This window comes from Ruegeria sp. HKCCD4884 (assembly GCF_013110855.1).
Taxonomy (GTDB): Bacteria; Pseudomonadota; Alphaproteobacteria; order Rhodobacterales; family Rhodobacteraceae; genus Ruegeria.
Genome location: NZ_WVRJ01000008.1, coordinates 209,478 through 221,388, shown reverse-complemented (window position 1 = coordinate 221,388; position 11,911 = coordinate 209,478). Strand labels below are relative to the sequence as shown.

At 54.1% G+C, this 11,911-nt stretch carries 9 protein-coding genes; 4 read left to right on the top strand and 5 right to left on the bottom strand.

What is annotated here, in order from left to right:
* Window positions 1-31: 31 nt before the first annotated feature.
* From GS636_RS13770 to GS636_RS13760, 3 genes are all read right to left on the bottom strand, one after another.
* The gene (locus tag GS636_RS13770; RefSeq protein WP_171669896.1) at window positions 32-1,654 is read right to left on the bottom strand and encodes a bifunctional aspartate transaminase/aspartate 4-decarboxylase; all 1,623 of its coding nucleotides are present in this window, start codon (window positions 1,652-1,654) and stop codon (window positions 32-34) included.
* A gap of 18 nt (window positions 1,655-1,672) precedes the next feature.
* On the bottom strand, window positions 1,673-3,358 hold the full coding sequence (gene aspT, locus GS636_RS13765; protein ID WP_171187837.1) for an aspartate-alanine antiporter: 1,686 nt from the start codon (window positions 3,356-3,358) through the stop codon (window positions 1,673-1,675).
* 221 nt (window positions 3,359-3,579) lie between these two features.
* The gene (locus GS636_RS13760; RefSeq protein ID WP_171669895.1) at window positions 3,580-5,112 is read right to left on the bottom strand and encodes an alkaline phosphatase family protein; all 1,533 of its coding nucleotides are present in this window, start codon (window positions 5,110-5,112) and stop codon (window positions 3,580-3,582) included.
* Between the two features lie 230 nt (window positions 5,113-5,342).
* Between GS636_RS13760 and GS636_RS13755 the strand changes: the two genes are divergently transcribed.
* From GS636_RS13755 to GS636_RS13740, 4 genes are read left to right on the top strand one after another with little or no spacing between them, the layout of a single operon-like run.
* Complete coding sequence (locus GS636_RS13755; RefSeq protein WP_171187834.1) at window positions 5,343-6,467, top strand: MlaE family lipid ABC transporter permease subunit; 1,125 nt, start codon at window positions 5,343-5,345, stop codon at window positions 6,465-6,467.
* A gap of 1 nt (window position 6,468) precedes the next feature.
* Window positions 6,469-7,284: an ABC transporter ATP-binding protein gene (locus GS636_RS13750; RefSeq protein ID WP_171669894.1), complete on the top strand. Its 816-nt coding sequence runs from the start codon at window positions 6,469-6,471 to the stop codon at window positions 7,282-7,284.
* A gap of 5 nt (window positions 7,285-7,289) precedes the next feature.
* Window positions 7,290-8,606 (top strand): MlaD family protein, encoded by a 1,317-nt coding sequence (locus GS636_RS13745; protein WP_171669893.1) that lies wholly within the window; start codon window positions 7,290-7,292, stop codon window positions 8,604-8,606.
* Window positions 8,603-9,259 carry an ABC-type transport auxiliary lipoprotein family protein gene (locus GS636_RS13740; protein WP_171669891.1) on the top strand — a complete coding sequence of 219 codons (657 nt, stop codon included), beginning with the start codon at window positions 8,603-8,605 and terminating at the stop codon, window positions 9,257-9,259. Before GS636_RS13745 ends, GS636_RS13740 begins: the two co-directional genes overlap by 4 nt.
* Window positions 9,260-9,380: 121 nt before the next feature.
* Here GS636_RS13740 and GS636_RS13735 read toward each other — a convergent pair whose 3' ends face one another.
* Entirely contained in the window at window positions 9,381-10,904 is a 1,524-nt protein-coding gene (locus GS636_RS13735; RefSeq protein WP_171669888.1) for a DHA2 family efflux MFS transporter permease subunit, read from the bottom strand.
* The gene (locus GS636_RS13730) at window positions 10,901-11,884 is read right to left on the bottom strand and encodes an HlyD family secretion protein (RefSeq protein ID WP_171669886.1); all 984 of its coding nucleotides are present in this window, start codon (window positions 11,882-11,884) and stop codon (window positions 10,901-10,903) included. Before GS636_RS13730 ends, GS636_RS13735 begins: the two co-directional genes overlap by 4 nt.
* Window positions 11,885-11,911: the final 27 nt, after the last annotated feature.

The window sequence follows — 11,911 nt, the reverse complement described above, 5'->3', positions numbered from 1 at the left end:
TGGAATCATGTTTGATGCCTCGCGTGTTGGGTCAGGACCCGCCGTGTAAGGGCATAGCATTTGCAGCGCGGTATGCCTCGACATATCCTCTGGCGACAGACCTTACAGCGCGACCTATCTGGGCATAGGCTTCGTCCGGCAGGTTGGCAAAGGATACGCGTGCAGACCAACCCGGCGCATCGAACCCGCTGCCATTCAACAGAACAATCCCGTGATCCTCGGCAAGTTTGAAGGCAATGTCGAGCGGGTGTACGTTCTTCTTGATCCAAGCCACAACGTCGTCGCCAACATATTTGCGCAACCAATATTCGAAGTCGATGATCCCATAATAGGCGTCATAGTTTTCGCCTGCATCGACCTCGATCCCCATCGCTTCGGTCAATAGTTTGAACCGCCGATGTACAAGTTCCATACATGCGGTTTGATAGTCTTTCTTGGTATCCACCAGTTCAACAAGTGAAAACAGGGTCATCATGACTTGTTGAGGTAAGGACAGACCAGCGGTGTGGTTCAAGGCAACGTCCCGGCTGTCTGCAACCAGGCGATCAACGAAGCGGATATCCCGAGGCGTAAGGCTTAGTGTGCCATACCGTTTGTCTAGCGTCTGCTTAATCTCTTCGCTGTGTTCTGCCAGTTTGAGGTCAAAGATATTGTCTTGTGCAACGGCAATGACACCCAAACGCCAGCCCGTGCAGCCAAAATATTTGGAATAGGAATAAACGCCAATTGTGTTGCGTGGCATGTACCCCATGACCGATGTGAAATCATGCACGAAGGTTCCATAGACATCATCTGTCAGAACGATGAGGTCGGGACGATGGTTCTCGACCACATCTGCCAGCTTCTCCAAAGATGCCTTGTTCAGCGCAACTGACGAAGGATTGCCCGGATTGACCAGAAAGAAGGCTTTTACTTTGGGGTCTTTCAACGTCTCGACCGCTGCATCGGTCAGTTGGAAACCGTCTTCTTCATCCGTTTCCACATGAACGGATTCGAGGCTGTAATCCTCCAACTCAGGCATTTCGAGATACGGGGTGAAGATCGGGGTACACAGCGCAATCGTGTCCCCTGCGTTCAGCAAACGGTTGGCCTTGAGTGACTTGAAGATGTAACACATCGCCGCCGTACCACCTTCGACAGCAAACAGATCAAATCGTGCATCTGGCTGTCGACCAGAACACATGGCCCACATCAAATATTCATGCGCGATAATTTCATTGTGGTGCAGGATGCGGTCCGGCACCGGGTAGTTGTCTCCAATAATCGAATCCGTCAGCTCATGGACAAACGCATCAGCATCAAAGTCGAAAGCAAAAATGGCGTGTTTGACCACAGTCAACAAGGTATCGTTACCCGGCATATCGGCATTGGCCTCAGCCCAACGCAAAAAGCGATCATGGCACCCTTTGATGGCCGGCATCCCACCCAAACCCGCCGGATGGTCCATAACGCGTTTGGCTTCGGTTATGGCAAACTGACCAAGCGCAAAGAACGCTTCACGCGGGCGTGTCGCGATCCAGTTGGGGTTGCCGCGCCCTGCGTTCAGAAACGCACTGTTGGACTTTCGCGCCTCATCCGAGGCCAGTTTGATCAGCTCATCCTTGATCTGAAAAGGGCTGAGCGCTTCGTAATCGTGCAGTTTCAGACGGTCCATACCCCATACCTTTCCAAATCAACTGAGGATCAAAACAACGACCATGCCAAAGATGGTCAGTAACGTATTCCCGATCGCATAGGGCATCCCATACCCCAACGCTGGTATTCGGCTTTGAGCGGCTTCCTGGATCATCCCCAGCGCAGCTGTTGTGGTTCGCGCGCCCGCGCAGGCCCCGAACAAAATGGCCGGATGAAACTTGAAAACGTAGTGGCCGACATAGACAGAAAAGATCATGGGCAATGAGGTGGCCACAATGCCCCAAAGCAGCAATGCAACACCGGCCTGCTGAAGCCCTGCGACGAAACCAGGGCCCGCACTGATCCCAATCACAGCAATAAATACGTTCAGGCCAAGGGTATTCATCAACCACAACGACGGGCCGGGTATACGTCCGAAAGTTGGATGAACCGTTCGCAACCAGCCAAGCAACAAGCCCGACAATAGGGCCCCACCTGTTGTCGAAAGGCTGATTGGGAAACCCCCCATGGTAATCGCAAGGGTCCCGACCAAACCGCCAAGAAAGATCCCCCATCCGACAAACGCAAGATCCGTCGTGTCCACCGGACGATCTGCATACCCAATCTGGGCGATTGCGGCTTCGACATGGCGCTTTGACCCAAGAACCGTCAGGATGTCACCGCGATGCACGACAGTTCCCGGCAACAGCGGCAGTTCGACCATGTTTCGCATCAGCTTTGAGACATAGACGCCACGGGCCAGCGAGAGCTTGCTTAGGTCCTCCAGCGTTTTTCCGTGAACCTCTTTGCTGGTGATAAGAACATCCAGCTTCTCAGTTGGCGTGTTTAGCAATTCTGGAGCGTCAGCCTCTTTCATACGCCCTTCAAGAAGGCCGACCAAGTCCGCGCGCCGCCCGGAAAACATAACGATGTCGCCCGCCTGAAGCTCCGTGCTGTCCTCAACCTCGATAATTTCATCGCCGCGCTTGATCCGTTCCGCGTAGATCCGCACTCCGGGCATCAAGTCCTTGACCGGTTGGCCTATCAAGTCACTGTCGTGTGGTATTTCAAACGCCCGTGCTTCGATCATGCGATAGGCTGATACGATACCGTCACCTGCCTCAACCGCCGCGCCGCCACCCAGTTGGGCTTCGTATTCCTTACAGGCAGCAACCAAATCCACACCAATCAGACGCGGGCCTATCTTGGCCAGAATGATGGCAGAGCCGATTGTGCCGTAAATATAGGTCACAGCGTAGGCGATCGGGATTTGATTGGCGTAGGTCTGCGCCTGTTCTGTCGACAGGCCCAATTGATTAATCTGATCTGTTGCGACGCCAATTGCGGCCGAAATGGTCTGCGACCCCGCGTACAGGCCCGCCGCAAACCCAAGCTCTAGGCCTGCGACCATTGCGGATATGACCGGCACAATCAGGCACAAGGCCAGAACACTGAGCGCAAAGAAGACTTCACGCGCACCGTCTGCTTTGAGGCCGCGAATGAACTGTGGACCGACCCCATACCCAACCGCAAAGATGAACATGATGAAAAAGGTCGATTTGACCGCCGAGTCGATTTGGATATGTGTTTGCCCAATGATCACAGCTGCAAGCAGTGTCGCCGTGACCGTTCCCAGACTGAACCCAAAGAGCTTTTTGGGACCGATCCAGAACCCCACCCCTATCGACAGAAAAACCGCCAGTTCGGGATAGCTGCGCAGTACATTTACAAACCAATCGCCCATCACCATCCTCCTCAGAGCACCCTGCAAGCGCAAAGGTGTGTTTGGAACATTGAAATCGCTGACAGGCCGATCCGAACAATTCAATCAGTAACAAGAAACGAAAGCACCGACACTGCAGGCCGTCAGAGCGAAATTAGAAGCGTATTTTTCAAGGACGATACCGTAAGATATGAATTTGTCTATAAATTTTCTCTGACATGACCCAACCACCAAAGAGATGTCTAGTAGCGAGAGCGGGATTTTGCACCTTCCGTTGTAATGGAATGCAATGACAACGTATGGTCCATGTTTCGCATTCGATGCCGCAACATCTGGCGGCCCATCCGGGCTAGTTCAGCTGCAAACTCGGGCTTGTTTGCCACATTCTCGAACTCGCCTTTGCCTTGGTGGTCAAACAGAATTGGCGGCAGATCGGCTGCGAATTCGATCAGGGTAAAGCGATCATCTCGCAAAATCCCCAGACAAGAGTCGCTGTTGTTCGTTCCCAGTCGCTGTTGCCAAAGGGTCGGGTTTTCAGGTTCCGAGAAGTCCAGTTCACTGAACGAATAATTGCGCCAGTCTTTGGGAACCTCGCCATGCAACAACGGCATTAAGGATCGACCATCCATCGCGTTCGGAGCCGTTTGCCCGATCCAGTCAAGGATTGTCGGCGTTACATCTACTGACTCTGTCGGCACTGTAATTTGACTACCCGCGTGGGCCTCATTCCCCGGCAAACGGATCATCAACGGTGTATGATAGGCTGCATCATATACCGTCATTTTTCCCCAGCTGTGGCGATCCCCCAGCATTTCGCCATGGTCAGCGGTGATAACCACCATCGTATCGTCATACTGCCCGCTGTTCTTCAGGTATTGCACCACACGACCGATATGATGGTCTACTTCTGTCGCCAGTCCCAAATAAACTGCGCGCAATGTACGAATGTTGGCGTCTGTTGGTTCAACTTCGTCGAAGCCGTGAACAAATTCTTTTGCTGTATAGACATCCAGTTTCGGGCCAAAGAACGGGTGCAACTCTTTCTCGGCTTCCGCGCTGTGCAACCGTTGCGGCAGGGGAATATCTGCCGGGTTGTACATGTCATTGTACGGCGCAGGTGCGACCAGAGGCGGATGTGGACGGATATAGGTCAGATGGGCAATCCAGCCCTTTCCTCGATGGGGCGCGATGCCGTCAAGGAATGCATCGGTGAGGAACGCCGTATCGCTGTCTTCCGCCCGATACAGTGCCGGATTGCTCAATTTAGGGGGCTGACCGTTCATTGAGACGGGTTTGTAGACATCCCAATACTGATCAAACTCATATCCTTTCTTCATCAGATGGGCTTGCCAGGGATACGATTCTTCAAGGCGCATTTCGACGACTTCCAGAAATCCGTTCATGGATTCCTCGTAAGACTTAAGCACCGGGTCGTTTGCGTCATGAACCCGTGGGTCAGCAGAGGTGTCTGTGTAACCAAACAACATCGGCGTATATCCCGCTTTGCGCATTTCTGTCGCTATGTTCGGGGTGTCGTGACGCAACGGGGTTCCATTCCTGACAGACCGGTGGTTCATCGCATATTGACCGGTCAGCAACGAAGCACGCGAAGGGCCGCAAGGATTGGTAACCGAGTAATGCCGTGTGAAAGTCACGGCGTCATCCATGAACGCCCTGAGGTGAGGGAGATCCACGTAATCCGCCAATGCACCGTTCAGGCAATCAGCCCGAAGCTGATCGATGATGATGAACAAGACGTTTTTGGTCCCAGGCATACGAACTCTCCGGCTCCGAACTTGATTCCCACGCGAAATGTGTCTGGCTTCTTGTGCTCAAGCAACTGATAAAATGAAGACATCGCCGCTTGCTAAAGCCGTCAGAGATTACAAAACGTGACTCTACCAAATAAGGTCAGGCGTGACGCGCGCGCCATCCTGCTCCACAAAAACCCTGCCTTTCGAAACAAAGGCTTGCGGGCCAAAGGGGTTTTACTTCACATGACGATATGACGAAGCCAGCGATATCAGCCGAGCGCGACACCGACGGTACTCATGTCCGTATATCGGGTGAATTGCTGACCCAATTGCTGCATTCGGTAGAACAGGACTTTGCGGCTATCCAACCTGCACCTGACAGGGTCGTTTTTGATTTGTCCCACATTGAAGCGCTGGACACTGGCGGTGCGTGGCTGATCGCTGACCTTGGTCGGCGGTGCACCTCGAACGGCGCGACGATAGAAATCCAAGGGGCAAAGCCTGCGCACGCCAAGCTGATCGATACTGTAACGCATAGTATACCGGACAACCCAGGCAAACTCGAAGACCCCCGCAGCTTTACGGACTGGGTTGCCGATGTTGGCCGCAGCACGTTCGGGGCCTGGAAAGATACGCTGTCTATGCTGGAGTTTCTGGGGCTTACGTTGCACCGGCTGTTTAGAACCGCTGTGATGCCCTGGCGGCTGCGCAAAGCAGCGTTGGTCACGCATATGGAGGAGACCGGCGTCAAAGCCCTGCCGATTGTGGCCTTGATGGGGTTTCTGATCGGCGTTGTTCTGGCCTTTCAGGGCGCAACCCAGCTCAAGCAGTTTGGCGCAGAGATATTTGTTGTCGAATTGATCTCGATCTCGGTTCTGCGCGAATTGGGAATTTTGCTGACCGCCATTATTGTTGCAGGCCGCTCGGGTTCGGCGTTCACAGCATCTATTGGTTCGATGAAAGTGCAGGAAGAGATCGATGCCATGCGGACCCTTGGACTGGATCCGATTGAGGTGCTGGTCATTCCCCGTGTCCTCGCTCTTTTGATCATGCTGCCCATTCTGGGTTTTGTGGCAGACATAGCCGGTTTGTTCGGTGGCGCCTTGATGAGCTGGATTGACCTTGGCGTGAGCCCGGGGATGTTTCTGACACGGCTGAAGGAAAACACGGATGTCTGGCAATTGGCGGTGGGTTTGATCAAAGCACCCTTTTTCGCTTTGGTCATTGGCGTGATCTCTTGCTGGCAAGCCATGCAGGTCCGAGGGTCCGCTCAAAGCGTGGGTCAGCGCACGACGGCGTCCGTTGTGCAGTCCATCTTCATGGTCATTGTGATTGACGCCCTGTTCTCGATTTTCTTCTCAGAGGTCGGAATTTGACATGATCAGCGAAACACAACAGGCACCGACTTTGACAGAAACGCAGCGAGAGGCCGTGATCCGTGTGCGTGGCCTTCGAAACCAATTCGGAACGCAGGTTGTGCATGACAACCTTGACCTTGATGTCTGGCGTGGTGAGGTTCTGGGAATTGTCGGCGGGTCCGGGACAGGCAAGTCAGTTTTGCTCAGAACAATTGTTGGACTGAACAAACCCGCTGCAGGAAGTATCGAGGTTCTGGGTGTCGATGTCTTGAACGGCCCCGAGGAAGATCGGCGCCGCATCGAACGCCATTGGGGTGTGGCATTTCAGGATGGCGCGTTGTTTTCCTCTTTGACCGTGTTGCAGAATGTAACGGCCCCGCTGCGCGAGCACACTGACCTCAGCGAGAAATTGATGGAGTCTCTCGGCGCGCTGAAAATCAGCTTGGTGGGTTTGCCGCAACTGAGCTGCGGCAAGTTTCCATCCGAGCTGTCTGGCGGTATGCGCAAGCGTGCGGCGCTGGCACGGGCATTGGCGCTGGACCCTGAGATCGTGTTTCTGGATGAACCAACCGCCGGATTGGACCCGATCGGTGCGGCGGCTTATGATGAGTTGATTGGCGAATTGCAGCGGGCCCTTGGGTTGACGGTGTTCATGGTTACCCACGATCTGGACAGCCTCTATGCCATCTGCGACCGGATTGCCGTACTTGCAGAACAGCGCGTACTGGTTGAAGGTCCGATAGAAGACATGACCAAGGTCGATCATCCTTGGGTGCAGGAATACTTTACAGGCCCCCGCGCCCGCGCAGCAAAACAGAAGGGCCAAAACAGGTAGAGGCAATGGAAACCCGAGCGAACTATATCCTGATTGGCGCGTTCACCCTTGCAGGGCTTTTAGGCGCGTTCGGTTTTTTCCTGTGGCTTGCGAAATTTGAGGTCTCACGCCAATACGCTTACTATGACGTCTTATTCGACAATGTCTCAGGTCTTTCCGCCGCGGGAGGTGTAAGCTTTAACGGCCTTCCCGTGGGCCAGGTCATTTCGTTGAATCTGGATGAAGACGACCCCTCAAAAGTCAGGGTGCGCATCGAAGTAGATGCAGACATTCCAATCACTGACGAAACCGTGGCGCAGTTGCAATCACTGGGTGTGACCGGTGTCGGTTATGTAGAGCTGACGGGTGGGTCGCCAGATTCACAGCGATTGGCGCAGGACAGCGTGATCAAAAGCAAGCGGAGCACGATTCAGTCATTGTTCGAAGGCGCGCCTAAGGTTCTGGATGAGGCCGTCACGCTTTTGGAAAGTCTGAACAAAGTCGTTGACGACAAGAACCGCGAGGCCGTGAGCAGCATACTGGACAACCTTGCGTCAGCCACAGGGCGGCTGGACAAAACACTGACCAGCTTTGAGTCTGTCGCTAGCGACATCGGCAGTGCGGCCAAGGATATTGGCGAGTTTTCCAAACGCCTGGATCCTCTGGTCGAAACAGCGGAAACAACACTTAATGCCGGTACAGATACACTGAATTCAGTCAAATCCGCGTCCGAATCCGCAAAAGCCGCGCTGGACGAGGCAAAAACCACGATCCAGACGGCAGACCGCATCCTACAGCAGGATATTCAACCCTTCATTGAACGCGGCTCGCGACTGGCTGAACGTTTAACCCTGTTGTCGGACGAAGGCAGCGTCACGCTTGGAATTGTCAACGAAACCGTCCTGAACGCCAATACAACGCTGGGCTCGATCACTTCAGCGATGGACACAGCAAAAGGGGCATTGTCCTCGGCAGAGACAGCGTTCAATTCCGCCAACCGCGTTGTGGAAGAAGAAGTCGCGCCAGTTGCGGCCGACATCCGCAGGGCCGCCAACCAAGTGACCGAAACAGTATCAAACATCACTGAGAAGATCGACCAAATCTCGGACGATGTTCTCAGTGCGTCCAACTCGGCGTCCGAACTGCTGGGCACCATCGACGGCATCGTTCAGTCGAACCGCCGCCAAGTGTCGGACTTCCTGCGCGTTGGCCTTCCGCAATTTGTCCGTTTCGTCGAAGAAGCCCAACGCCTTGTCATCAGTGTAGACCGCCTTGTGGACAAGGTTGAACGAGACCCCGCACGTTTCCTATTAGGCACCCAAGCATCGGAGTTCCGTCAATGATCAAGCCCGCTCTCGCAATGCTGATGGTTGCCCTGATCGGCGGCTGCGCCGGTCTGGGAACGTTGCAACAAGCGGCCAAACCCAATGATCTGTACCTTTTGACGCCCAAAAGCACATTCTCGTCTGCGTTGCCCAGAATACAGAAGCAGATCGTTGTACAGGAACCCACGGCCACTGCAGCGGTGAATACCGATCAAATCGCCATTCAGCCAACACCCTATCAGGTGCAGTACCTGCCGCGGGCACGCTGGGTGGATCGCGCGCCTCTGATCGTTCAGACCCTGTTGGTGGAAAGCTACGAAAACTCAGGAAAAGTTGCCGCGGTTGGTCGTTCTACAGTTGGCCTGAGAGCTGACTATGTAATCGCACCAGACCTGCGCGAATTTCAGGGCATCGTAGTCGAAGATACTGAGACCGGCAAAAAAGTCCGTATTGAAGTCCGTATGAACATAAAGGTCATTGATGAATACGAAGACAAGATCATCGCCTCCAGCTCGTTTCAGGAAAATGTTGTAGCTGCCAGTGATCAAACACCGGATTTGGTCAAAGCATTTGATCTTGCCTTGGGTCGTGCCATGCGAGATGCCGTTGAATGGAGTATTCGCAGGATCAACACGCATGTAGCAAACAACCCAAGATCTAATCCCAGCTAGGACTTGAAGTTTAGACTACGGCGGACTGGACGGGCGTCTTTGCTGCTTATTGTGAATAATCCCGTTCACTCAGGTGGTTGGTAAAGCTTCCATCGCCTGCGTCTAAACACACCTGGCTAGGTTAGTGCACATGGGCTGTCGATTGGGCTCCCGGCTTAGGAGCACGGCAAAAGAACAACAGCGGAATTGTCGCCAAGGCCAGCAAACCGAGATTGTTGAAAACGGTCAGGTATGAGATCAATTCCGCTTGTCGCGCAATTTCCTGACCCAGAATCGCAGCGCCCTCAGCACTGTCAGGTGTCAGACCGAGCGGGCTCAGATAAGCCTGTGCTGCCGGGTTGTACGGTGTCACATTCTGGCTGAGCACTGCAGTATTGGTCTGAAGCCCGCGTACGATCCATGTGCCGACCAGCGAGATTCCAACCGATGACCCCAGTTGCCGGGTCACGTTGAACAAGCCAGATGCTTCGTCTTGCCGGTTTTTGCTGATGCTCTCAAACGCAAGGATAGACATTGGAACGAAGACCAACCCCATCCCTAACCCGCTGATGGCTCCGGGCCATGCCAGTTCCCAAAATCCGGCGTTGAGGTTGAGCGCCCCCATCATGAAATTCCCAATCGCAGTCAGCAACAGCCCGGCACCTGTCAACACACGTGGATCGAAATGATGAACCAGTACCGCACCTGTCAAAACCATCGATAACCCGGCGGTTATGCCGCGCGGGATAAACAGGTGGCCCGAAGCGATCACTGGGAAATCAAGCAGGTTTTGTACAAGCGTTGGCAAAATTGCGATACCGCCAAACAGTGAAACCGCGAAACCGGCGATGATCAGGTTGCACAGGGCAAAATTCCGGTCCGCAAAAAGACGCAGGTCTACGACTGCATCTCTGGAAACCAGCGCGTGAACAACAAATCCAATCGCTCCAATAATTGACGCTACAACAGCCACCTGGATTACGCGGGACGACATCCAATCCATGGTTTCGCCCTGGTCCAAAACAAACTGCAGGCACCCGATACCAAGCGCCAACAAGGCCAAACCTTTCCAATCGATCTTAACATCTTCGGTTTTATCTTCGGGCAATTCTCCGGCTAGCAAAAGAAGGGCAAGAGCCGCCACAGGCAAATTAACAAAGAACACCATACGCCACGAGAAATACTCGGTCAGGATCGCGCCAACTGTTGGCCCAAGGACCGGCGCTACTACAACACCCAACCCAAAGATCGCCATCGCCTTCCCACGGTCTTCCCTGGGGAAGGCATCGAACAGGATCGATTGTGACAGTGGGATCAAAAACGCCCCAAACATACCTTGGGCCAATCGAAAGGCGACGATGACCTCTAAGCTCCAAGACAGGCCACACATCACCGACATCAGGGCAAATCCGCTGACCGCCGTCAGGATCAGCCGCCGCCGACCCACACGGCGCGCTACGAAACCAGTCAGCGGCATAATGACCACGGCTGACACGATATAGCTGGTCAAGATCCAAGTCGCTTGATCAGTGGTCGCCCCAAACGCCGCCTGAATGTGGGGCAACGCGACGTTGACGATCGTGCTGTCCAGCACTTCCAGTATGGCGCTGAGGACAACAGCGACCACGATCACCCGGTTTACATGACCGGACGTCGCCGAGGTCATTTGCCGTCCGCCGGACCTGTTGTGTCTACAACAACTTTACTGCTGCCACCGACACGCAAAGGGGCATCTGTTGGATCCAATTCGATCCTAACCGGAAAACGACGCGTGACCTTGACCCAATTGCCACTGGCATTCTCAGAGGGCAGCAATGAAAACGTGTCTCCTGATCCGCGCCCAATGGAAGCCACTTTTCCCCTCAGTTTCACACCGGGCAGCATGTCGACCTGAACCGTGACCGATTGGCCGGGTCGGATGCGTGGCAAAGACGTTTCTTTGAAGTTCGCATCCACCCACCAGTCCGATGACTCGACAATCGAAAACTGCGGAGCGTTGGCCGAGACCGATGACCCCGGCCGCAAAGTCAGATTTGCGACCCAGCCGTCCGCCGCAGCAAAAACCTTGGTCCAGGCGAGATTTGTTTCGGCGATCTCAAGCTGTGCTTGCGATGACAGGATGTCGTCCTGCTTTGCCTCCAACCCGCTTTGCAGTGCCAACAGGCTGGATTGGCTGGTCGTCAGTCGCGCTGAGGCTTGTGCGAATTCCGATGTGGTCTGATCCAGTGAAGCTTGTGCCACATCCCCCGAGGCAAACAGCGCCTTCGCTCTTTCGAGGCTTTTGTTCGCCGTGTCATAAGCGGATTGGGCACTTTCAACAGCTGCTTCGGCTGCGGTTATCTTAGTGGAGTAAGACTTGGCCTGTTGCACTGCACTGTCCAAATCGGCCTTTGCCGCATCGACCGACGCTTTGAACTGGGTTTCGTCAATTGAAAACAGAAGGTCGCCAGCCTTGACCGCTTGATTGTCCGAAATATGAACCTCGGCGACCTGGCCAGTTACCTGAGCCGCCACATAGATAATATTGGCTCCGATATATGCATCCTTGGTGGATGGATATCTTTCTTCATGCCGCCAGAACAGTAACAATCCAACCCCAATGGCGACCAACATTACGGCGATTGCTGTGGTTTTGAGAGGTTTCATCGTCACTTCCCCTGGCTCGCGGTCTGA

What these genes read in the sequence shown, in the direction of transcription:
- GS636_RS13735 (WP_171669888.1), bottom strand. Translation starts at nt 10,904, where the DNA reads ATGACCTCGGCGACGTCCGGTCATGTAAACCGGGTGATCGTGGTCGCT.
- GS636_RS13755 (WP_171187834.1), top strand. Translation starts at nt 5,343, where the DNA reads ATGACGAAGCCAGCGATATCAGCCGAGCGCGACACCGACGGTACTCAT.
- GS636_RS13770 (WP_171669896.1), bottom strand. Translation starts at nt 1,654, where the DNA reads ATGGACCGTCTGAAACTGCACGATTACGAAGCGCTCAGCCCTTTTCAG.
- GS636_RS13740 (WP_171669891.1), top strand. Translation starts at nt 8,603, where the DNA reads ATGATCAAGCCCGCTCTCGCAATGCTGATGGTTGCCCTGATCGGCGGC.
- GS636_RS13760 (WP_171669895.1), bottom strand. Translation starts at nt 5,112, where the DNA reads ATGCCTGGGACCAAAAACGTCTTGTTCATCATCATCGATCAGCTTCGG.
- GS636_RS13750 (WP_171669894.1), top strand. Translation starts at nt 6,469, where the DNA reads ATGATCAGCGAAACACAACAGGCACCGACTTTGACAGAAACGCAGCGA.
- GS636_RS13730 (WP_171669886.1), bottom strand. Translation starts at nt 11,884, where the DNA reads ATGAAACCTCTCAAAACCACAGCAATCGCCGTAATGTTGGTCGCCATT.
- GS636_RS13745 (WP_171669893.1), top strand. Translation starts at nt 7,290, where the DNA reads ATGGAAACCCGAGCGAACTATATCCTGATTGGCGCGTTCACCCTTGCA.
- aspT (WP_171187837.1), bottom strand. Translation starts at nt 3,358, where the DNA reads ATGGGCGATTGGTTTGTAAATGTACTGCGCAGCTATCCCGAACTGGCG.